Source organism: Ensifer oleiphilus, from assembly GCF_013371465.1.
Classification (GTDB): domain Bacteria; phylum Pseudomonadota; class Alphaproteobacteria; order Rhizobiales; family Rhizobiaceae; genus Ensifer; species Ensifer oleiphilus.
On sequence record NZ_JABWDU010000006.1, the window covers coordinates 282,089 to 301,173 of the forward strand.

Below are 19,085 nucleotides of genomic sequence, written 5' to 3' on the forward strand. Positions count from 1 at the left end.
ACCCCATTCTCGCGCCCTCAATCCAGCAATTGCGATCAAGCGCGCCTTGCGGCAAGACCCTATGAGCATGGGTGTCTGCCACGGGAGTGAACATGAGTGCCATTGGAAGGGCGATCTGGTTCATCGAGAGCCATTTTGCAAGGGACATATCGCTGGAGGAGATCGCAGAGGCCGCCGGCCTTTCGCGCTTTCACCTGTCGCGCGTCTTCGGACTGGCGACGGGTTACTCCATCAGCGCCTATATCCGCGCACGCCGCCTGAGCGGTGCTGCGCAAACCCTTGCCGACGGCGCCTCCAGCATTCTCGCGGTGGCCCTCGAAGCGGGCTACGGTTCGCACGAGGCCTTCACCCGTGCCTTTCGCGAGCAGTTCGGCTTGACGCCGGAGACCGTGCGCAAGCAAGGGCACCTCAGCAACATCGCACTGACGGAGCCGATCAGAATGGACGACACCCGCCTCCTCAAACTGGACCCGCCCCGCTTCGAAGACAGCCCGGCCTTGCTTTTGGCCGGCCTTGGCGAAACCTATGCCTATGGCCGCGCAGAAGGCATCCCCTCGCTGTGGCAGCGCTTCAACGCCCATTTCGGCAACATCCCCGCACAGAAGGGCAATGTCGCCTATGGCGTCTGCAGCCAGAGCAACAGTGAAGCAGGTACATTTCACTATATGGCCGCAGCGGAGATCGAAGACGCCGGCACCCTGCCCGCAGGCTTTTCGACGATCAGGCTGCCTAAGCAGCGTTACGCCGTGTTCCTGCACCGCGGCCATATCTCGTCGATCGCGACGACCGCGCAGCATATCTTCGGCACCTTTCTGCCGGAGGCCGGTCTTCAGCATGGCGAAACACCCGACCTGATCGAGCGTTACGACGAGCGCTTCGACCCGCATTCGGGCATGGGCGTGGTGGAAATGTGGATTCCGCTGAAACCGTAAACGGTAAAGCGCCGCCGCAAATGGCCGGCGGCGCTTGTCACTTTCGCAATGTTGCTTAAATACTGCCGCGATTCTTGCGCGACGACGCGCCACCGAGACAAGGAAAGATCGCTGATGCAGGATTTAATGCTGCTAGCCCAGGACCCGGCCGCCTGGGTTGCCCTCATAACACTGGTTGTCATGGAGGTGGTTCTCGGCATCGACAATCTGATCTTCATCTCGATCCTCACCAACAAACTGCCGCCCGAACACCGCGAAAAGGCCCGCCGCATCGGCATTGGCCTGGCACTCGTCATGCGCCTCGCTCTTCTCGGCACCGTCGCCTGGATCGTCAAGCTGACGACACCGGTCTTCGAGGTCTTCGGACATGGCTTCTCCTGGAAGGACCTGATCCTGATTGCCGGTGGCCTGTTTCTCGTCTGGAAGGCAACCAAGGAAATCCACCACAGCGTCGATCCGAGCGACCACGGCGAAGATTTCATCGCGTCGTCTGCGATTAACAGCTTTAGCGCCGCAATCGGCCAGATTCTGTTGCTCGATCTCGTCTTCTCCGTCGACAGCATCATCACCGCCGTCGGCATGACACCGCACCTGCCGATCATGGTCATCGCCGTGCTCGCCGCCGTCACCGTGATGCTGGTTGCCGCAAACCCGCTTGCCAACTTCATCGAGAGGAACCCGACGATCGTCATGCTGGCGCTCGCCTTCCTCCTGATGATCGGCACGACGCTGATCGCCGAAGGCATGGGCCTGCACGTGCCGAAGGGCTACATTTACGCCGCCATGGCGTTTTCGGCTCTGGTCGAGGTTCTCAACATGGTGGCGCGCAACGCGCGGCTGCGAAAGAAGGCCGCCGGCAAGCCGCACTGACGTACTGCGACTGGCAAGATCAGGAGGGCGGAGCTTCATGGCTCCGCCCTTTTTCGTGAATAGCACAAAAAAAGCCTGCATCACGGAGGATGCAGGCCATCTTGCTGTGGGCGTTCGTGAGAGCGCAAGCCGGACGGGTCAGGGAGCTCGACTGCCGTTTCGTTGGCCACGGGAAGAAATCGGAAAAATTCCCGTGTTCACTACCTCCGTCTTGTCCGATTGGCACAGCCAGCGCCTCTCGCACGGATAACGTCCCATCCGGTCAATCGTTCCTGGAAACCTCAGGTGTCAGGACGATGGCCGATCTCCACCAGGATGTTGCCGGGGACGACCATATAGAAGACATAGGCACCATGCCGCTCTTCCGGATCGGTCATGCGGATGCCCGTCGGCAGGATGCGTCTGTAGGCATCCTCGACCTGTACCCTCTCGGGCAGCAGGAAGCCGACATGGTAGGTCTGTAGGCCGAGGCTGACCTGGTCGCCACCGCCGAGCCTGGCGATCGGCGGGCTGATCACCAGCACCATGCCGGCTTCGTCCGTCAGGCGATAAAAGGCATCCTTGCCGCGCGTTTCGACAGCCATGAAGCCAAGGTGGTCGATGAAGAATGCCGCCGTTTCGGCAACGACGGGGCTGTGAAGATCGAGATGGTTCAGTCGCATGTGCAGTCTCCGTGTTTGAGAAACGCGGCGGACTGCGTCTGGTCCGGATACACCCCGCCGCGGACCGATGCGGATGCATCGGAACCACGCCGCGGGTTCGAACGATCAGGTTCGAGCAGAGCTTCGCAACCGCCTGGACGGCGACGAAGGGACCGGGCTTACCATATCCGGTCCTGCCTTTTTCGACACAGGATGTGTAGCGCAGGCACAGCGCGCCAGCAAGATCGCCGCGATCAGTTCTTCTCTGCGTCCGGGTTCCCCTTCTGCAACTCCTGCAGATAGAGGTCGAGGCGATCGAACTTCTCTTCCCAGAAGCGGCGGTAGCTGTCGAGCCAGCTGTTGATGTCGCGCAAGGGCGCGGCCTCGAGCCGGCAGGGGCGCCATTGCGCCTCGCGGCCTCGGCTGATCAGGCCGGCGCGCTCAAGGACTTTCAGGTGCTTGGAAACAGCCGGCAGGCTCATATCGAATGGCTCCGCCAGTTCGCCGACCGAGGCCTCGCCGAGCGAGAGCCGGGCGAGGATGGCCCTGCGCGTGGGGTCGGCAAGGGCTGAGAGCGTGGTCGACAGGCGATCTTCCGGCATTTTCTAAAAAACCTTTCAGTTAAATAACCTTACGGTTCAATATAGCTAGCCATCGGCAGTGTCAACAAAAACCGGAGTGATCCACTTTCCGTTGACATGCTCCATGTTCTATGGTCTCACGCGAGCCGACTGGAATTGCCCGCCGATACCGCTGGTGCGGCACCCCTACGGGCCTTTCCTTCCCATAAAATGCGCGCCCGGCGGCCGGACTTGTCTTCCGGCAAGGGGCGAAAAGCACGTCAAACGGGCAAAGACCATGACCGATTCAGCAGTACGGGTACGCATCGCACCCTCCCCCACCGGCGAGCCGCATGTCGGCACAGCCTATATCGCACTGTTCAACTACCTCTTCGCAAAGAAGCACGGCGGTACCTTCATCCTGCGGATCGAGGATACCGACGCCACCCGCTCGACGCCGGAGTTCGAGCAGAAGGTGCTGGATGCGCTGAAATGGTGCGGGCTGGAATGGTCGGAAGGCCCTGACGTCGGCGGCCCCTATGGCCCCTACCGCCAGAGCGATCGCAAGGACATCTATCTCGACTACGTTCGCCAGATCGAGAAGAACGGCCACGGCTTCCGCTGTTTCTGCACGCCCGAGCGGCTGGAGAAGATGCGCGAGGCACAGCGCGCCGCCGGCAAGCAGCCGAAATATGACGGCCACTGCCTGACGCTCTCAGCCGAAGAAGTGACCCGCCGCGTCGATGCCGGCGAGCCGCACGTCGTGCGCATGAAGATCCCGACCGAGGGTTCCTGCAAGTTCACGGACGGCGTCTACGGCGACGTCGAGATCCCGTGGGATTCGGTCGATATGCAGGTTCTGCTCAAGGCCGACGGCATGCCGACCTATCACATGGCGAACGTCGTCGACGACTATCTGATGAAGATCACCCACGTCGCGCGCGGCGAGGAGTGGCTGGCGTCGGTACCGAAGCACATCCTGATCTATCAGTATCTCGGCCTGACGCCGCCGGTGTTCATGCACCTGTCGCTGATGCGCAATGCCGACAAGTCGAAGCTGTCGAAGCGCAAGAACCCGACGTCGATCTCCTATTATTCGGCGCTCGGCTATCTGCCGGAAGCGTTGATGAACTTCCTCGGCCTGTTCTTCATCCAGATCGCCGAAGGCGAGGAACTGATGACGATGGCCGAGCTGGCCGAAAAGTTCGACCCGGACAACCTGTCGAAGTCGGGCGCGATCTTTGACATCCAGAAGCTCGACTGGCTGAACGGCCGCTGGATCCGCGAGAAGCTGAGCGACGACGAATTCCTCGGCCGGGTGCTGGCCTGGGCGTCGGAGAACGATCGCCTGAAGCAGGGCCTGAAGCTGTCGCAGTCGCGCATCTCCAAGCTCGGCGAACTGCCGGCTCTTGCCGACTTCCTGTTGAAGTCCGACCTCGGTCTCGAGCCCGCGGCCTTCGCCAAGATCAAGTCGAGCCCGGAAGAACTGGTCGAGATCTTCAACACGGTTCAGCCGGACCTGGAAAAGATCCTCGAATGGAACAAGGAAACGATCGAGGCGGAACTGCGCGCGATCGCCGACCGCATGGGCAAGAAGCTCAAGGTCGTGCTGGCACCGCTGTTTGTCGCGGTCTCCGGCTCGTCGCGGTCCCTACCGCTCTTCGACAGCATGGAACTGCTCGGCCGTTCGGTCGTGCGCCAGCGGCTGAAGGTTGCAGGCCAGGTCGCCGCCTCGATGGCCGGCAGCGGAAAGTAAGGACAGGACGATGAACGACAAGACCGAGACAACAGCCCTCTCCTCCGACGTGACGGAAGTGCGCGCGCAGAAGCTGAAGCTGCTGCGCGAACAGATCGGCGACGTCTATCCGGCGCATTTCCACCGCACGATGACCAATGCCGAACTGGCAGCGAAGTACGAGAACCTGGAGCTGGACACCGAGACGCAGGACGTGGTCACGGTCGCCGGCCGCGTCTACTCGTCGCGCAACTCCGGCATGTTCATGGACATCCATGACGCCTCCGGCAAGATCCAGATCTTCAGCCATAAGGACACCACGCCGGAAGACGCACGCGCATTGCTGCCGATGATCGACATCGGCGACATCATCGGCGTGACCGGCGTCGTGCGCCGCACCAAGCGCGGCGAGCTGACGATCAACGCGCAGGCGATCACCATGCTGACGAAGTCGCTGCTGCCGATGCCTGAGAAGTGGCATGGCCTCTCCGACATCGAGCTGCGCTACCGCAAGCGCCACCTCGACATCATGACCAATGAGGAATCCAAGCTCCGCTTCCAGCAGCGCAGCAAGATCGTCTCCGGTATCCGCCGCTTCATGGAAGACGACGGCTTCATGGAAGTCGAAACGCCGATGCTGCATTCGGTCTATGGCGGCGCCACGGCCGAGCCGTTCAAGACCCATCACAACACGCTGAAGCTCGACATGTACCTGCGCATCGCGCCGGAACTGTACCTGAAGCGCACGCTGGTATCGGGCCTGACCGACAAGGTATTCGAGATCAACCGCAACTTCCGCAATGAAGGCGTGTCGACGCGGCACAATCCCGAATTCACCATGATGGAGTGCTACTGGGCCTATGCCGACTACGAGGACATCATGGACCTTGTCGAGCGGCTGTTTACCAAGCTCGCTCTGTCGATCCACGGCTCGACCGAATTCATGTTCGGCGACAAGGAAATCTCCTTTAAGGGTCCGTTCCGTCGCGTGCCGATGCCGGATGCCGTCAAGGAAGCGACCGGCATCGATTTCCTGGCGATGAAGACCGACGAGGAAGCCCGCGCTGCCGCCAAGGCTGCCGGCTTCGAAGTCGAGAAGGACTGGACCTGGGGCGAGTGCCTCGCCTTCGTCTTCGAAGAGAAGGTCGAGCCGACGCTGATCCAGCCGTCGCACGTCACGCACTTCCCGAAGGACATCTCGCCCTTCGCCAAGGAAGTGCCGGGTGAGCCGCGCCTTGTCGAGCGCTTCGAGACCTATTGCAACACCTGGGAACTCGGCAACGCCTTCTCCGAACTCAACGATCCGGAAGAGCAGCGCGCCCGCATGGTCGAGCAGCTCGAGCAGGCGCATGCGCGCGGCGAAAAGTCCAAGCAGCTCGACGACGAGTTTCTTGACGCCATCGACCAGGGCATGCCGCCGGCCGGCGGCCTCGGCATCGGCGTCGACCGCCTGATCATGCTGCTCACCAACGCGCCGTCGATCCGCGACATCATCCTGTTTCCGGCGCGCCGCAACAAAGCCGACTGATCAGGCCCACAACGGCACAAAGCAAAAAGCCCGGCGCGATAGCGGCGGGCTTTTTCGTTGACGATGGTGAATGTCCGGCGACGCGTGCGATCGTCTCGACGGCCTCTCAGTGGCCGGCCGGCGCCTCGGCGCTGTCGACCTTGTGCTCTGCCGCTGCGGCCTCGGGCGCTGCCTCGCCCTCGACAGCAATTGCGTTCGGATCGATGCAGGGCGAACGATCCTCCATGCCGGCCATCATGTCACGGATATCGCCAACAGAGAGATCAACGGTGCTGCCGTGGAAGAAACCGGCCGAGTTGGCCTTGCCGTCATTGTAGGACGCGCGGAAAGGCTCGTCCATGCCCGGCACGCTTTGCGGACCCGGTGCGAAAAGAACTTGCGCCCCGATCGCGGCGCCACGCACCGCAGCCCGCTCTTCCGGCCCGGCGGCATCGAGAACGACCACCTGATAAAGATCGGCCTTCTCCGACTTGGACAGCGCACCGACCACGCGCAGCGCCGTGCGCATACGCGCCTCGCCATCGGCCCGGTCCGTCTTGATGTGCATGCGAACCCAGCGCTGGCCGTGATGGCCGAGCTTGACAGTTCTGACCAGCGTGCATTCGAGACCGGAGGTGGCAGGCTTCGACATCCGCTCCATCAACGCGTCGCGGCCGACATAGACGGCGGCAGCACCCGAGGCGGCCGACACGCCGAATGCAGCGGCAAGGATGACGACCAGCCTCTTCGATGGGCGCAACTTGCCGAGAATAGCCTTCACGAGAATGGCTCCGCTGTCATGACAGGAACTGAAACAATAGCCCGAAGGCGCCTGGCAAGGATAAGCGCTCGACCTTTCGGAAAGTTTAAGCGGGTTCGGCGGCTGGGTGATCGAAAAGAACACAGTTCATGTCGGAGGCTTCACCAGCTTTGCCGTCAGGCATGTCCGGCTGGGATCGATCACCGATTGACTTTCGCGGGCATCTTGCCTCCATTGCGACCCGTCAAACGCAAGAAAAAGAAAAGAAGAACACATGCACAAAGTTATCTTTGATACGGATCCGGGCATCGACGATGCGATGGCCCTGCTCTTCCTTCACCGCCACCCGGATATCGATCTCATCGGCATTACCACGGTCTTCGGCAACGCCTCCGTCGAGACGACGACGCGCAACGCGCTGTTTCTGAAGCGTGAGTGGGGCATAAAGGCGCCGGTGGCAAAAGGTCTCGACAAGACCTTCAATCCGGATCGGCCGCATGTCGGCTGGCCGACCTTCATCCACGGCGATGACGGCCTCGGCAATATCGACGTGCCCGAGACGATCGACCTCCCGGTCGATCCGCGTTCCGCGCACCGCTTCATCATCGACACAGTGCGCGCCAATCCCGGCGAAGTGACGCTGATTGCCGTCGGCCGCATGACCAACCTGGCGCTGGCGCTGCGCGAAGATCCGGACTTTGCGCCGTTGGTGCGCGAAGTGGTGATCATGGGCGGCGCCTTCGACGTCAACGGCAACATCACGCCGGCTGCCGAAGCCAATATCCATGGCGACCCCGAGGCGGCCGACGTCGTCATGACCGCGCCCTGGCCGGTCACGGTCGTCGGCCTCGACGTCACCACCAAGACGGTGATGACCAAGGCGATGCTCGCCGACATCGCCGAGCGCGGCGGAGCGCCGGCGAAGCTTCTCTCCGACATCTCGCAGTTCTATATCACCTTCTATGAGCAGCATGTGCCCGATGGCATGGTGGTGCATGACAGTTGCGCCTGCGCCTATGTCGTGGCGCCTGATCTGTTCAAGGTGCGTAGCGGCGTCATCCGTGTCGTCTGCGGCGGCATTGCCGATGGCCAGACGATCCAGAAGCCCGACAGCCGGCTGTTCCCGCCGAGCCCATGGGACAACCTGCCGAGCCAGAAGGCCTGCATCGACATCGATGCGGCAAAGGCCCTGAAGCTGATCGGCGACACGCTGGCACTGCACGACTGATGCCAGCCCGGACGGATCGGCATTGCCGACCGCTCGAAAACTTTGCACCCATGGCTGGCGGATCTGTTTTCGCCAGCTATCTCTAAGGGCATGAAACCAGACGCCCTGCTCTATCCCGCCCCGAAAGGTCTCTATTGCGAGATCGGGGATTTCTACATCGATCCGGTCCAGCCGGTCGATCGCGCCCTGATCACCCACGGTCATTCCGACCACGCCCGTGCCGGCCACGGCCAGGTGCTCGCCACCCGCGAAACCCTCGACATCATGCGTATCCGTTATGGCGAAGGCTTTTGCGGTACGAGCCAGGCCGTAGCGCTGGGCGAGACGATAATTGTCAATGGCGTCGAGGTGCGCTTTCACCCGGCGGGCCATGTGCTCGGCTCGGCGCAGATTTCGGTCATGGCCAAGGGCACGCGCATCGTCGTCTCGGGCGATTACAAACGCCGGCGCGACCCGACCTGCCTGGCCTTCGAACCGGTCCCCTGCGACGTCTTCATCACCGAGGCGACCTTCGGCCTGCCGGTCTTCCACCACCCTGACGACCGCGCCGAAATGCAGAAACTGCTGACGTCGCTGAAGCAATTCCCCGAGCGCACCCATGTGGTCGGCGCCTATGCGCTCGGCAAGGCGCAGCGGGTGATCGCGCTTCTGCGCGAGCAGGGTTACGACGAGCCAATCTACATCCATGGCGCCTTGCAGAAACTCTGCGACTACTATCGCAGCGAAGGCATCGACCTCGGCGAAATCCGCCCGGCAACGCTTGCCGCCGACGACAAGCAGGATTTTGCCGGCACCGTCGTCATCGGCCCGCCAGCGGCTTTCGCCGACCGCTGGGCGCGGCGCTTCGTCGATCCCCTTGCGATCTTCGCCTCAGGCTGGATGATGATCCGGCAGCGCGCAAAGCAGCGAGGGGTCGAATTGCCGCTGGTCATCTCCGATCATTGCGACTGGCCTGAACTGACGCAAACGATCCGCGAGATCGGCCCGGCGCAGGTCTGGGTCACCCATGGGCGCGAAGAGGCGCTGGTGCGCTGGTGCGAGCTTGAGGGCATCGCCGCGCGGCCCCTGCATCTCGTCGGCTACGATGACGAGGGGGAATGAGCGATGAAGGCCTTCGCCGAACTGCTGGATCGCCTCGTTCTGACGCCACAACGCAACGCCAAGATCCGGCTGCTTGCGGACTACTTCGTAACTGCGTCCGATCCGGACCGCGGCTACGCGCTCGCGGCCATCGCCGGCACGCTGTCGCTTGCCACCGTCAAGCCGGCGATGATCCGCGACCTCCTGCTCGAGCGCATGGACGAAGTGCTGTTTCGTTATTCCTACGATTATGTCGGCGACCTCGCCGAGACGGTATCGCTGGTCTGGGAACCGCCCTCAGGCGTCGTGCCGGACGACATTCCGCTCGGCGACGCCATCGAGAAGCTGCAGACGACCGGCCGCGCCGATGTGCGCAGCGTCGTCCGCGACATGCTCGACCGGCTCGACACTTCGGCGCGTTTCGCTTTCCTGAAGCTCGTGACCGGCGGCCTGCGCATCGGCGTCTCCGCCAAGCTTGCCAAGCAGGCGCTGGCCGAAATGGGCGGCAAGGACGTCACCGAGATCGAGACCCTCTGGCATGGGCTCGCGCCACCCTACCTGCCGCTGTTCCAATGGCTCACGGGTCAGGCGGAAAGGCCGGTGCTGTCGACGCCCGCCGTCTTCCACTCGGTGATGCTTGCCACGCCCATCGGCGAAGGCGACCTCGACGGGCTGGATCCCAAGGATTTTGCCGCCGAATGGAAATGGGACGGCATCCGTGTGCAACTCGCCAATATCGGCGGGACCAGGCGGCTCTATTCGCGTAGCGGCGACGAAATCTCGGGGGCTTTCCCCGACGTGCTTGAGGCCGCCGACTTTTCCGGCATCATCGACGGCGAACTTTTGGTCGGCGGAACCTCCCGCACCAACCGCGCAACCCGGACGTTTTCGGACCTGCAGCAGCGGCTCAACCGCAAGACCGTCAGCCGCAAGATGCTCGACGAATACCCCGCCTTCATCCGCGCCTATGACGTGCTCTTTTCGGGAGAAACCGACGTGCGGCCTGAAGGCTTCCTGGCGCGGCGGGCAATGCTCGGTGATCTCATGGAACGCGCCTCGCCGCAGCATTTCGACCTCTCGCCGCTCGTACCGTTTTCCTCCTGGGAGGAGCTCGACCAGTTGCGGTCCGATCCGCCCGATCCCGTCATCGAAGGCGTCATGCTGAAGCGGCTGGATTCGCCCTACACCGCCGGCCGGGCCAAGGGCCCCTGGTTCAAATGGAAGCGCGCACCCTACAATGTCGACGCCGTGCTGATGTATGCCCAGCGCGGCCACGGCAAGCGCTCCAGCTATTATTCGGACTTCACCTTCGGCGTCTGGACCGAGATCGATGGCAAGGAGACACTGGTGCCGGTGGGCAAGGCCTATTTCGGCTTCACCGATGCCGAGCTCGAAATCCTCGATCGCTTCGTCAGGGACAATACCACCGAGCGCTTCGGCCCGGTCAGGGCGGTGCGAGCGGAACCGGATTTTGGCTTCGTCGTCGAGGTCGCCTTCGAGGGCCTCAACCGCTCGACGCGGCACAAGTCCGGCGTTGCCATGCGCTTTCCTCGCATCGCGCGGCTAAGGCAGGACAAGCTCCCCCATGAGGCCGACCGACTGGAGACCTTGCAGGCGATGATCGAGAGTAAATCGTGATCGAAAACGGGGAACCCGCTGGCCTGGCCAACGTTTGACCTGTTCAAAAGCGCACGAGGAGATGCGACATGCCTGCAAAATCCAAGGCACAGCAGAAGGCGGCCGGTGCAGCCCTTGCCGCCAAACGTGGAGACATGAAGAAATCCGAACTCAAGGGTGCATCGCGCGAAATGGAGAAATCCATGACCGAACGCGAACTCGAAGACCTTGCCGAAACCAGACGCAAGAACCTGCCCGAGCGCAAGACGGAAAAATGAGCCTCGGCAGGCATAAAAGCCGGAACTAAAACAATAATTGTTAATACCAATTTGGGATCATCCCGGTCGTTTCTTATCCTTCTGATGCCGCCGGGGTGATCTTGTGCCTGCCAGACATGCCTTCGATCTCGGGAAAAAGAAACTCTCCGGGTTTCTGACGCCGAACTACCTTCCCGCGGTCATCGCCTCTCTCGTCGTTCTGGTGGCCGGCATCCTCGCAGACAACCAGAACCAGGTGGTCTCCGAAGCGCGTGTGCGCTCACAAGTCGCCGGCGAACTCAACCCGATCCGCTCCAAGCTCGAAGCCAGCATCAACGGCAATATCCAGCTCGTGCGCGGCCTGATCGGCACCATCGTCACCGAGCCGGGCATGGGTCAGCAGCGCTTCGCCGCGCTCTCCCGCAGCATTTTCACCGAACGCTCCCAGCTGCGCAGCATCGCCGCCGCACCCGACCTCATCGTGCGCATGGCCTTCCCCATGCAAGGCAACGAAAAGGCGATCGGGCTCGACTACCGCAAGAACGAGGCGCAGCGCGCCGCCGTCATGAAGGTCAGGGACACCGGCAAGATGGTTCTGGCGGGTCCCGTGGACCTGGTGCAGGGCGGGCGCGGGCTGATCGGTCGTTTTCCGGTCTCGATCGAAGCCGGCGGCGGCAGCAATCGCTTCTGGGGCATAGTGTCCGCCGTTATCGACGTCGATCGTCTCTATCATGACAGCGGCCTCTCCTCCCCTTCGCTCGGCATCGATATCGCCATCACCGGCCGCGACGGGACAGGCAGTGACGGCACGGCCTTCTACGGAAATGCCAGGATATTCGATCAGGCGCCGGTGGAGATGACGGTTTTGCTTCCTGGCGGTTCCTGGCACATCGCCGCGGTTCCCAAGGGCGGTTGGCCGCAAACGGCGCGCAATGCCTGGTTCATCCGCGCGCTGATTTTCGCCGGCGGCCTGATGATCGTCCTGCCGATGCTCTTGACCGGACGGTTGATGAGCGAGCGCCAGAACAACATCCGCGCCCTCAGACAGAGCAAGGCACAACTGCAGGAACTGTCGCATCGCCTGAAGATTGCCCTCGACACCTCGGAGATCGGCATCTGGGAACTCGACGTCGCCAGCGGCAAGCTGCTCTGGGACGAGCGCATGAAGGAACTCTACGGCAAGACGGGATCGATCCGCCAGGCCTATGACGACTGGAAGTCCAGCCTGCATCCCGACGATGTCGCTCATGCCGAGCAGGAGTTTGCCGAAGCACTTCGCTCGGGCGCCCCTTACAACTCCGAGTTTCGGGTGCGACTGCCGGATGACACCATCCGCCACATCCGTGCCATCGGCTCGACCTATGACGGCGCCGATGGGCGCAAGAAGATCGTCGGCGTCAACTGGGACGTCACGGCCGACATCCAGACCCGCGCCACGCTGTCGGAAGCCAAGCGGCAAGCCGAAGCGCATAGCGCCGAACTGGAAGCAGCTCGCCACCGCATGGAGTTCAATGCCCTGCACGATCCGCTGACCGGTTTGCCCAACCGCCGGTTCCTCGACCAGGTACTCGCCGACAGAAGCCATCACTTCGATGCCGAGGCGAGACTCAGCATTTTCCACATGGATCTCGATCGGTTCAAACAGATCAACGATACGCTCGGTCACGCCGCAGGCGACGAAATCCTGCGCCACGCCGCGGAGCTGCTGCGCACCAACGCGAACGAGAAGGACTTCGTCGCCCGCATCGGCGGTGACGAGTTCGTCATCGTCCGCCCGGAAGACAGCGCCGAGCCCGACGCGCGGCTCGCGTCCTGCATCATCGAGGCGATGAGCATTCCCGTTCGCTACAAGGACCAGGAATGCCGCATCGGCGTCAGTATCGGCATAGCCGCCCAGGCCAGGCCGACCGACGATCTATCCCAGATCCTCGTCAATGCCGATATTGCCCTCTACGAGGCCAAGCGCCGCGGTCGCAACCGGCACGAAACCTTCACCGGCGATCTGAAGACCGCCGTGTTCAAAACCAAGCAGACTGCCGACGAGATCCTTCGCGGCTTGGAACACAAGGAATTCATCGCGCATTTCCAGCCGCAGTTCTGTCCGAGCACCCTTGAGGTCATCGGCGTCGAAGCGCTCGCGCGCTGGGACCATCCGACCAAGGGGCTGCTGGGTCCGCACACCTTTCTCAAGACCGCCGAAGACATCAATGTCGTCGCCTCCATCGACCAGGCGATCCTGGAGCAGGCGCTGTTCCAGATTTACCGCTGGGAGGCCAACGGCATCCATATCCCGAAGGTTTCGGTCAACCTCTCCTATGCGCGTCTGCACGATGAGGGGCTGATCGACCGTCTCGAAAAATTGCAGATCCCACGCGGCCGCGTGTCCTTCGAGCTCCTGGAATCGATCTCCTTCGACGAGAGCGACATCACCGTGTTGTCGAACATTCGCCGGATCAAGGAACTCGGCATTGATATCGAGATCGACGATTTCGGCACCGGCTATGCCTCGATCCTCAGCCTCTTGAAGCTGACCCCAAGGCGCCTGAAGATCGATCGCCAGTTGATTCTGCCGATCCTGAATTCGCCGACCGAAAAGCGCCTTGTCGAATCGATCATCGATATCGGCACCTCGCTCGGCATCGAAGTGATCGCAGAGGGTGTCGAAACGCTCGAGCATGCCCGGATTCTGCAGGAGCTCGGCTGTCACGGCCTGCAGGGCTATGCCTTTGCCCGGCCGATGAGCGCCAACGATCTCGCCACCTTCATTTTCGAGCGCAGGTGGCAGGCGGCCTGACATCGCCTCTATCACCGCCGAGCTGGTCAAAAATGACGCAATCTCACATTTTTCCCACCATCGAGGCTTGGCAGCCCTCGGGAAAATCGTCATAAAAACATATGCCTGTTACCCCTATGCGGGACTATGACGGCATCGTCTGCGACCGTTGCGTCAGCGATGGTCCTTGAGGGGCTTCGGCACCCAATCTCCATTATGCCCAAGAGAAGGGAACGGTACGATCGAATACGCGGGGAAATTGCTTTCTGTCTTCATCCTAGCCCCGTTCGCGGGAAGCCTCATTGCAATCTTCTTTCCATCCGATCAACGCGGCGCAACGGCCTGGTTCGCAGGCGCGATCGCGCTTCTCTGCTTCCTGATTGCGGCCGGCCTCTACCCGTTCGTCACCTCCGGCGGCGTTCTTCGCTATGAACTGGCCTGGATGCCGGAACTCGGTCTCAACTTCACCTTGAGGATGGATGGTTTCGCCTGGCTGTTCACGGTGCTGGTGACCGCGATCGGCGTGCTCGTCGTGCTCTACGCCCGCTATTACATGGCGGCTGAAGATCCCGTCCCGCGCTTCTTTGCGCTGTTCCTCGCCTTCATGGGGTCGATGCTCGGCGTCGTCCTTTCCGGCAACCTGATCCTGCTTGCGGTTTTCTGGGAACTGACGAGCATCGTCTCGTTCCTGCTCATCGGCTATTGGCATCACAATGCCCACGCCCGCGACGGCGCGCGCATGGCGCTGACGATGACGGGCATGGGCGGGCTCTGCATGCTGGTCGGCCTGCTGATCATGGGCCGCATTGTCGGCAGCTACGATCTCGACGTCGTGCTCGCCTCCGGCGACACGATCCGCGAACACCCGCTCTATCTGGCGACATTGGTGCTGATCCTGCTCGGCGCCCTGACCAAGAGCGCGCAGTTCCCGTTCCATTTCTGGCTGCCGCACGCCATGGCGGCACCAACCCCGGTCTCGGCATACTTGCATTCGGCGACCATGGTGAAGGCAGGCGTGTTCCTGCTCGTGCGGTTCTGGCCGGTTATGGCCGGCACCGAGGCCTGGTTCTGGATCGTCGGGCTTGCCGGCCTGACGACGCTGCTACTCGGCGCCTATTTCGCGATCTTCCAACAGGACCTGAAAGGGCTTCTCGCCTATTCGACCATCAGTCATCTCGGGCTGATCACGGTGCTGCTCAGCCTCGGCAGCCCGCTGGCTGCCGTCGCCGCCGTCTTCCACATCGTCAATCACGCGACGTTCAAGGCATCGCTGTTCATGGCCGCCGGCATCATCGACCATGAGACCGGGACGCGCGACATGCGCAAACTCGGCGGGTTGATACGCTACATGCCGGGAACCGCCATGCTCGCCATGGTCGCGAGCGCCGCAATGGCCGGGGTACCGTTGCTGAACGGCTTCATCTCCAAGGAGATGTTCTTCGCCGAGGCGATCGAGACGCATCAGGCCAACCTGCTCGATACGATCACGCCCTACGTCGCCACCCTGGCCGGCATGTTCGCGGTGACCTACTCGCTGCGCTTCATCCACAGCGTCTTCTTCGGCAAGACCCCGGACGATCTGCCAAAAATCCCGCATGAACCGCCGCGCTGGATGCGTGCGCCGATCGAGTTCCTGGTTCTTGCCTGTCTCGTCGTCGGCATCATCCCGGCAATCACCATCGGCCCGTTCCTGCACACCGCCGTCGTGTCGATCCTCGGGACCAGCACCCCGCAATACAGCCTGTCGGTCTGGCACGGCTGGAACCTGCCGCTGATCATGAGCTTCGTGGCGCTTCTCGGCGGCATCGGCCTTTATTTCCTGATGAAGAACTATCTGGCGACCAGCACCGAGGGACCGCCGGTCTTCCGCCTGCTCCACGGCCAGCGCATCTTCGAGCGCGTGCTGGTGACACTCTCATGGAAATGGGCGCGCTGGCTCGAACAGCGGCTCGGCACGCGCCGGCTGCAGCCCCAGATGCGCTTCCTCGTCTTCGTCGCGATCATGGCCGGCGCCCTGCCGTTGCTGCTCAACCAGTTCGAACTGCCGTCGCTTCTCGTGCGCGGCATCGATCCGGCCTTCGCGCTGCTCTGGGCGATCGGCATCGCCTGCGCCGTGGGCGCCGCCTACCAGGCGAAGTTCCACCGGTTGGCGGCTCTCGTGCTTCTCGGCGGCGCCGGTCTCGTCACCTGCATCACCTTCGTCTGGCTGTCGGCGCCCGACCTCGCCGTCACCCAGCTGCTCGTGGAGATCGTTACGACAGTGCTGATCCTGCTCGGCCTGCGCTGGCTGCCAAAGCGCATCGAGGACACCCAGGAATCCGAACTTCTGTCGCTGCGGGTTCGCCTGCGGCGCCTGCGCGACTTTGTGCTTGCCCTTGTGGCAGGCGGCGGCGTGGCGCTGATCGCCTATACGGTGATGACCCGACCGATGCCGGAAACCATCGCCAGCTACTTCCTCGAGCGGGCCTACACGGAAGGCGGCGGCACCAATGTCGTCAACGTAATCCTCGTCGACTTCCGCGGCTTCGACACACTCGGCGAGATCGCGGTGCTGGCCATCGTCGCACTCACCGTCTTTGCCCTTCTGCTCCGCTTCCGTCCGCAGGCCGACAGCCTGGAGGCGCCGGAACAGCAGCAGGTGCAGAACGCCTTTGACGACGATCATCCCGATCGCGCCAAGGGCGACAGCGTCGCCGAGTATCTGTTCGTTCCCTCGGTGATCATGCGCTGGATGTTCCCGGTCAGCGGCATGTTGGCGGCCTATTTCTTCCTGCGCGGCCATGACCTGCCAGGCGGCGGCTTTGCCGCCGGCATCGCCATGTCGATTGGCTTCATCCTGCAGTATATGTCGGGCGGCACCCGCTGGGTCGAGGAGCGGCTGCGCATTCATCCACTGCGCTGGATGAGCATCGGCATTCTCGTCGCGGCGGCAACCGGCATCGGCTCGTGGTTGTTCGGCTACCCGTTCCTGACCTCGCATGCGCAGTACGTTACCCTGCCGATCGTCGGAAAAATCCCGCTGGCAAGCGCGATCTTCTTCGACCTCGGCGTCTTCTCGCTGGTGGTCGGAGCAACGGTCCTCATCCTGATCGCGCTCGCGCACCAGTCGATCCGCGCGCCGCGTGCCCATGCCCGCGCCCTTCGCGCCGCAAAGGAGGCGAAGTAATGGAGATCATCCTGTCCGCCGCCATCGGCGTGCTCACCGCTTCGGGCGTCTACCTCCTGCTTCGGCCGCGCACCTACCAGGTGATCATCGGCCTGTCGCTGCTCTCCTATGCCGTCAATCTCTTCATCTTCAGCATGGGGCGGCTGCGTGTGAACGCGCCCCCCATTCTGGAACCCGGCGGGGTCGGCGATCTCTCGCGCTACACAGACCCGGTGCCACAGGCTCTGGTGCTGACTGCCATCGTCATCGGCTTTGCCATGACGGCACTCTTCCTCGTCGTGCTGCTCGCCTCGCGCGGCTTCACAGGCACCGACCATGTCGATGGAAGGGAGCAGCGCAGTGAGTGATTGGCTGCACCACCTGATCATCCTGCCCATCCTCATACCGCTCATGGTCGGCGCAGCGATGATCCCGATCGACGAGCGCAACCGCATGATCAAGGGCGTCATGGGCTTCGTCTCGACGCTTGTCCTCTTCGTGCTCTCGATGGTGCTCATGCGCGCGAGCGCCTCGACGGAAGGTTTCCTTGCCGGCACGAGTGTCTACCAACTCGGCAATTGGCCGGCACCGTTCGGCATCGTGCTGGTGCTCGATCGGCTGTCGGCGCTGATGCTGTGCCTGACGAGCGGCCTGGCGCTCGCAGCCCAGGTCTATTCGATTGCCCGCTGGCACACCGCCGGCCATCACTTCCATTCGCTGTTCCAGCTGCTGATCGCCGGCCTTAATGGCGCGTTCCTGACGGGAGACCTGTTCAATCTCTTCGTCTTCTTCGAGATCATGCTGGCGGCATCCTATGGTCTGTTGCTGCACGGCTCCGGCCCTCTGCGCGTCAAGGCCGGCCTACACTATGTCGCGATCAACCTTGCCGCCTCGTCGCTTTTCCTGATCGGCGTCAGCTTGATCTATGGCGCGACCGGCACGCTGAACATGGCGGACCTTGCCATCAAGCTCGCGACCATCTCGCCGGAAAACCGGCAGATGGTCGAAGTCGGCGCCGGCATCCTTGGCGTCGCCTTCCTGGTCAAGGCCGGCATGTGGCCCCTGAGCTTCTGGCTGCCGACTGCCTATTCCGCGGCGACACCGCCCGTTGCGGCCGTCTTTGCCGTGCTGACGAAGGTCGGCATCTACGTCATCCTGCGTCTGTCTCTGCTCGTCTTCGGCGCCAATGCCGGCGTCTCCGCCGGCTTCGGCCAGACGCTGCTGGTGGTGGGCGGCATGCTGACGATCGCCTTTGGCGCAATCGGCGTGCTCGCCTCGCAGGCGATGGCGAGGCTTGCCGCCTATTCGGTGCTCGTCTCCTCGGGCACCTTGATGGCGGCGATCGGCCTCGGGCATTCGAGCATGATTGCCGGCGCGCTCTTCTATCTCGTCAGCTCGACCCTGACGATCTCGGCGTTCTTCCTGCTGATCGAACTGGTGGAGCGCGGCCGCGACGCCGGCGCCGACGTTCTGGCGGTGACGATGGAAGCCTATGGTGACGCCGACGAGGACGAGGAAGTCGATGAAGCGGGTGCAGCCATTCCGGGCACCATGGCGGTGCTCGGCCTCTGCTTCTGCCTCTGCGCGCTGCTGCTTGCCGGCCTACCGCCGCTCTCGGGGTTCGTTGCCAAGTTCGCGATCCTGAGCGGTCTCTTCGGCCTCTCCGGCGCTGAGCCCGCGCCGGCACTCTCGGCCGCCGACTGGACCTATGTCACCTTGCTGATCCTGTCGGGCCTTTCCGCCATGATCGCGATGAACCGCGTCGGCATCCGCACCTTCTGGGCGTCGATCGAAAACACCGTTCCGCGGGTCTTCGTCATCGAGATCGCGCCGGTGGTGGTGCTGCTCGGCGCCTGCATCTTCCTGAGCCTGCAGGCAGGCCCGACAATGCGCTACATGCAGGCGACGGCGGATTCCCTGCTCGATCCCTCAGGCTATACACAGCGCGTCCTGACGGCGCCCCGCGTGGGAGGGCAGTAG

At 62.7% G+C, this 19,085-nt stretch carries 15 protein-coding genes; 12 read left to right on the plus strand and 3 right to left on the minus strand.

Annotation, left to right across the window (positions count from 1 at the left end; genetic code table 11):
- Window positions 1-92 precede the first annotated feature (92 nt).
- Together HT585_RS22700 and HT585_RS22705 are read left to right on the plus strand one after the other, a co-directional pair.
- On the plus strand, window positions 93-932 hold the full coding sequence (locus HT585_RS22700) for an AraC family transcriptional regulator (protein ID WP_176355056.1): 840 nt from the start codon (window positions 93-95) through the stop codon (window positions 930-932).
- A gap of 114 nt (window positions 933-1,046) precedes the next feature.
- The gene (locus HT585_RS22705; RefSeq protein WP_176355057.1) at window positions 1,047-1,802 is read left to right on the plus strand and encodes a TerC family protein; all 756 of its coding nucleotides are present in this window, start codon (window positions 1,047-1,049) and stop codon (window positions 1,800-1,802) included.
- Window positions 1,803-2,083: 281 nt separating this feature from the next.
- Here HT585_RS22705 and HT585_RS22710 read toward each other — a convergent pair whose 3' ends face one another.
- Window positions 2,084-2,464, minus strand: a complete 381-nt coding sequence (locus tag HT585_RS22710) for a VOC family protein (RefSeq protein WP_176355058.1) — start codon at window positions 2,462-2,464, stop codon at window positions 2,084-2,086.
- Window positions 2,465-2,697: 233 nt separating this feature from the next.
- Entirely contained in the window at window positions 2,698-3,045 is a 348-nt protein-coding gene (locus HT585_RS22715) for an ArsR/SmtB family transcription factor (protein WP_176355059.1), read from the minus strand.
- Between the two features lie 256 nt (window positions 3,046-3,301).
- Here HT585_RS22715 and gltX point away from each other — a divergent pair, with 256 nt between their 5' ends.
- Window positions 3,302-4,759: a glutamate--tRNA ligase gene (gene gltX, locus HT585_RS22720; RefSeq protein ID WP_176355060.1), complete on the plus strand. Its 1,458-nt coding sequence runs from the start codon at window positions 3,302-3,304 to the stop codon at window positions 4,757-4,759.
- 10 nt (window positions 4,760-4,769) lie between these two features.
- Window positions 4,770-6,266, plus strand: a complete 1,497-nt coding sequence (gene lysS, locus HT585_RS22725; RefSeq protein WP_176355061.1) for a lysine--tRNA ligase — start codon at window positions 4,770-4,772, stop codon at window positions 6,264-6,266.
- A 106-nt stretch (window positions 6,267-6,372) separates the two neighbouring features.
- On the opposite strand, the gene HT585_RS22730 is transcribed toward lysS, so the two are convergent.
- Window positions 6,373-7,026, minus strand: a complete 654-nt coding sequence (locus HT585_RS22730) for a hypothetical protein (protein WP_176355062.1) — start codon at window positions 7,024-7,026, stop codon at window positions 6,373-6,375.
- A 253-nt stretch (window positions 7,027-7,279) separates the two neighbouring features.
- Here HT585_RS22730 and HT585_RS22735 point away from each other — a divergent pair, with 253 nt between their 5' ends.
- The 8 genes from HT585_RS22735 to HT585_RS22770 all read left to right on the plus strand — a co-directional run bounded on the left by HT585_RS22735 (window position 7,280) and on the right by HT585_RS22770 (window position 19,085).
- Window positions 7,280-8,233, plus strand: a complete 954-nt coding sequence (locus tag HT585_RS22735; protein ID WP_176355063.1) for a nucleoside hydrolase — start codon at window positions 7,280-7,282, stop codon at window positions 8,231-8,233.
- Between the two features lie 90 nt (window positions 8,234-8,323).
- Window positions 8,324-9,334, plus strand: coding sequence for a ligase-associated DNA damage response exonuclease (locus tag HT585_RS22740; protein ID WP_176355064.1), 1,011 nt, complete (start codon window positions 8,324-8,326; stop codon window positions 9,332-9,334).
- Between the two features lie 3 nt (window positions 9,335-9,337).
- A complete protein-coding gene (locus HT585_RS22745) occupies window positions 9,338-10,951 on the plus strand; it encodes a cisplatin damage response ATP-dependent DNA ligase (protein WP_176355065.1) in 1,614 nt (537 codons plus the stop codon).
- Between the two features lie 68 nt (window positions 10,952-11,019).
- A complete protein-coding gene (locus HT585_RS22750; protein WP_176355066.1) occupies window positions 11,020-11,208 on the plus strand; it encodes a DUF3008 family protein in 189 nt (62 codons plus the stop codon).
- Between the two features lie 103 nt (window positions 11,209-11,311).
- Window positions 11,312-13,981, plus strand: coding sequence for an EAL domain-containing protein (locus HT585_RS22755; protein ID WP_176355067.1), 2,670 nt, complete (start codon window positions 11,312-11,314; stop codon window positions 13,979-13,981).
- 238 nt (window positions 13,982-14,219) lie between these two features.
- The gene (locus tag HT585_RS22760; RefSeq protein WP_176355068.1) at window positions 14,220-17,126 is read left to right on the plus strand and encodes a monovalent cation/H+ antiporter subunit A; all 2,907 of its coding nucleotides are present in this window, start codon (window positions 14,220-14,222) and stop codon (window positions 17,124-17,126) included.
- Window positions 17,126-17,473 carry a Na+/H+ antiporter subunit C gene (locus HT585_RS22765; RefSeq protein ID WP_173423747.1) on the plus strand — a complete coding sequence of 116 codons (348 nt, stop codon included), beginning with the start codon at window positions 17,126-17,128 and terminating at the stop codon, window positions 17,471-17,473. The genes HT585_RS22760 and HT585_RS22765 overlap by 1 nt, the downstream gene beginning before the upstream one ends.
- Window positions 17,442-19,085, plus strand: a complete 1,644-nt coding sequence (locus tag HT585_RS22770; RefSeq protein WP_176355069.1) for a monovalent cation/H+ antiporter subunit D — start codon at window positions 17,442-17,444, stop codon at window positions 19,083-19,085. The genes HT585_RS22765 and HT585_RS22770 overlap by 32 nt, the downstream gene beginning before the upstream one ends.

Bases quoted from the DNA above. Each gene is read 5' to 3' on its own strand.
- HT585_RS22700 (WP_176355056.1), top strand. From the start codon at position 93: ATGAGTGCCATTGGAAGGGCGATCTGGTTCATCGAGAGCCATTTTGCA.
- HT585_RS22705 (WP_176355057.1), top strand. From the start codon at position 1,047: ATGCAGGATTTAATGCTGCTAGCCCAGGACCCGGCCGCCTGGGTTGCC.
- HT585_RS22710 (WP_176355058.1), bottom strand. From the start codon at position 2,464: ATGCGACTGAACCATCTCGATCTTCACAGCCCCGTCGTTGCCGAAACG.
- HT585_RS22715 (WP_176355059.1), bottom strand. From the start codon at position 3,045: ATGCCGGAAGATCGCCTGTCGACCACGCTCTCAGCCCTTGCCGACCCC.
- gltX (WP_176355060.1), top strand. From the start codon at position 3,302: ATGACCGATTCAGCAGTACGGGTACGCATCGCACCCTCCCCCACCGGC.
- lysS (WP_176355061.1), top strand. From the start codon at position 4,770: ATGAACGACAAGACCGAGACAACAGCCCTCTCCTCCGACGTGACGGAA.
- HT585_RS22735 (WP_176355063.1), top strand. From the start codon at position 7,280: ATGCACAAAGTTATCTTTGATACGGATCCGGGCATCGACGATGCGATG.
- HT585_RS22740 (WP_176355064.1), top strand. From the start codon at position 8,324: ATGAAACCAGACGCCCTGCTCTATCCCGCCCCGAAAGGTCTCTATTGC.
- HT585_RS22745 (WP_176355065.1), top strand. From the start codon at position 9,338: ATGAAGGCCTTCGCCGAACTGCTGGATCGCCTCGTTCTGACGCCACAA.
- HT585_RS22750 (WP_176355066.1), top strand. From the start codon at position 11,020: ATGCCTGCAAAATCCAAGGCACAGCAGAAGGCGGCCGGTGCAGCCCTT.
- HT585_RS22765 (WP_173423747.1), top strand. From the start codon at position 17,126: ATGGAGATCATCCTGTCCGCCGCCATCGGCGTGCTCACCGCTTCGGGC.
- HT585_RS22770 (WP_176355069.1), top strand. From the start codon at position 17,442: ATGTCGATGGAAGGGAGCAGCGCAGTGAGTGATTGGCTGCACCACCTG.